We start from the raw sequence: 2,037 nt of genomic DNA, 5'->3' as shown, positions 1-2,037 counted from the left end.
GGTCGCGCGAGTGACCGCCGAGGTCAGCGATGCGGACCGCGAATCCGTCATCGCCTCGGGCGTCGTGCTGTTGGCCTTGGCGCGTGGAGTCTCGTGGGTTCAGCTGACAAGCCTGCTTCATTCGGTGCTCTCGGCACGGAACGAAGTCGGGCACATCCATTCACGCGGGGGTGGTCCGGCGGGCGATCTGTTCGCCTTCGCCAACGCCGTCAGTGCGCTGCTGGACGCGCCGATCACGATCGAGGACCGAAGCTCGCGGGTCATCGCCTTCTCAGGCCGCCAGGAAGAAGGCGACGGTCCACGTATCGCGACCGTCTTGGAGCGGCAAGTTCCTGACCAGTACATTCGAGTGCTCGAAGAGGCCGGGGTCTTCGACCGGCTCTATCGCAGCGACGATCCGGTGTGGGTCTCGGCCGAGACCCTCGGTACGAAAATGGGTCGTATCGCCGTGTCCATCCGGGCCGGCGACGAGTTCCTCGGCTCCATGTGGGTGGCAACCGGTGAGCCGATGTCCGAGGACCGGATGCGAGCCTTGCGCGATTCGGCAGGGTTGATCGCGCTGCAGATGTTGCGTTTGCGCGGCGGCGCGGACGCCGAACGTCGACTGCGCGCAGACCTGATCGCAACCCTTCTCGACGGTGGGACCGGTGCGGTCGACGCGATGAACCGCCTCGGTCTCGGAACCGGCCCGGCACTCGTAATGGCTTTGGGCCGAAGGTCTTTCGAAGGTTCGTCGAAACCCGATGACGCCGCCCACGTGGTGCGACTGACCGACGCTCTGGCCATGCACCTCGGCGCCGTCCACTCACAGTCGGCGGCTGCCTTGGTCAACGGGACCGGCTACGCAGTGCTGTCCGTTCGCGGGCATTCCCCGGCCGAAGCCGAACTGCAGGCGTTCCGTGTGGCTTCGGATTTTCTGGACCGTACCGGAGCGTCCGGCGACACGATCATCGGAATCGGTCGGGTCGTGACCAGGCCGGCACAGTTGAGCCGATCGAAGCGTGACGCCGAACATGCCCTCGAAGTGTTGTTGGCGGGACGAGCGTCGGGCAGCGTCGCCACTTTCAGCAGCGTCCACGTCGACGCCATTCTGCTGGAGATTGCGTCGGAAGCCGCAGCCGAAGGCTTTTCGGACCTGGGGCCCATCGAGGCGATCGCCAGCCACGATGCTGCTCATGCGACCTCGTTCGTCGACACTCTCGATGCGTGGCTCAACGCGTTCGGTGATGTCGGTGACGCTGCAGCGTCATTGCACGTGCACCCCAATACCTTTCGGTATCGGCTCAGTAAGCTCAAGGGTACCGGACAGGATGCCGATCGCTACCGGAATGATCACGCCGAACAGACGAAGCCGCGACATGACGGTGGTGCGGTAGCGCGCGATCGGATCATTGGGTCCGGAAACCGGGACGAACACCGGACGCGCGCGGTACGCGAGAAGCATCGCGAGCCACACGATGGCTCCGACGACAATTCCGACGACGAGGAAGAGAACGAATCGCGTCAGCAGAACCTTGGTGAACACACCACGGAAGCCGACTTCACCGAACCACAACCAGTCCGTGTACATGCCGATCAGTCGCGGCCCCACGAGCAGCAAGGCCGCCACTACGACAGCCACCACCAACAAGATTCGACTGCGTCTGGACAGAGAGGGTAAACCTGCGGGGGGCCGCATGCCCACGTGCCACGCTCCAAGATTTGGCGACGCCGTGGCGTCGCAACCGATTGCATCGATCACTGCGGCCACGCCCGAGTGGACTTGGCCGTTTCCGACCACTCTACGTAACAACGGTCACGGGTTGACAACACGGAGAGCGGGGACCCGGACTGAAGGTGGGAGGATGAACGTGTGAGTGAAGAGAATATGAGCAGATCACCGAGTGCCCTCGCCCGGTGCGTTCATGAAGTTGTCGACCACATCGACGCCGAAGGCTGGGGCCCACCGGTGATCACCGCGGAGGCCTTCACGTCCACATGGCCGATGGTCAGCGCGACCCCGATCGCGGTGACGTCCGTGAGCGTGCCCTTGCTGAC

General features: G+C 64.1%; 1 protein-coding gene and 1 pseudogene. One reads left to right on the top strand and one right to left on the bottom strand.

What is annotated here, in order from left to right; genetic code table 11:
* Window positions 1-433: 433 nt before the first annotated feature.
* Window positions 434-1,249: pseudogene (locus ABT116_RS43535) on the top strand (PucR family transcriptional regulator); the annotation flags it as partial.
* Here ABT116_RS43535 and ABT116_RS43530 read toward each other — a convergent pair.
* Window positions 1,247-1,570: a UPF0182 family protein gene (locus tag ABT116_RS43530; protein ID WP_351646316.1), complete on the bottom strand. Its 324-nt coding sequence runs from the start codon at window positions 1,568-1,570 to the stop codon at window positions 1,247-1,249. The pseudogene ABT116_RS43535 and the gene ABT116_RS43530 sit on opposite strands and share 3 nt — an antisense overlap.
* Window positions 1,571-2,037: the final 467 nt, after the last annotated feature.

Source organism: Streptomyces sp. NPDC002130 (assembly GCF_040296465.1).
In the GTDB taxonomy this organism is placed as follows: domain Bacteria; phylum Actinomycetota; class Actinomycetes; order Streptomycetales; family Streptomycetaceae; genus Streptomyces.
The sequence above is the reverse complement of the archived record's forward strand: the minus strand, read 5'-3'. Positions and strand labels throughout refer to the sequence as shown.